The sequence below is a fragment of the Granulicatella sp. WM01 genome, from assembly GCF_004570605.1.
Taxonomy (GTDB): domain Bacteria; phylum Bacillota; class Bacilli; order Lactobacillales; family Aerococcaceae; genus WM01.
Genome location: NZ_SPPB01000148.1, coordinates 1 through 379, shown reverse-complemented (window position 1 = coordinate 379; position 379 = coordinate 1). Strand labels below are relative to the sequence as shown.

Annotated in this window: 1 protein-coding gene; it reads left to right on the top strand. The window is 38.8% G+C overall.

The genetic code is table 11. The features are described 5' to 3' along the window. Positions 1 to 379, top strand: a 379-nt coding sequence (locus E4T68_RS09055; protein ID WP_135126078.1) for a DUF1116 domain-containing protein, incomplete at both ends; no start/stop codon positions are given.

Genomic DNA, 379 nt, shown 5'->3' with positions numbered 1-379 from the left:
GTAGAAAACAGAGAAAATGGTAACGAAGCATATTGCCAAATGAACGAAGGTATCGGTGCGGTTATGCGTTTCGGTGCTTACAATGAACAAGTTATTGATCGTCTACATTGGATGAAAGATGTACTTGGTCCTGTATTAGGTGAAGCAATTCGTTCACTAGAAGATGGCATGAACGTAAACGTGCTTATCGCAAAAGCTATCGCTATGGGTGACGAATTCCACCAACGTAATATTGCTTCTTCATACGCATTCTTACGTGATATAGCACCAGTTATATCTTCATTAGACCACATTGATAACGAAAAACGTACAGAAGTAATACAGTTCTTATCTGATACAGACCAATTCTTCTTGAATGTTGCTATGGCAACTGGTAAAG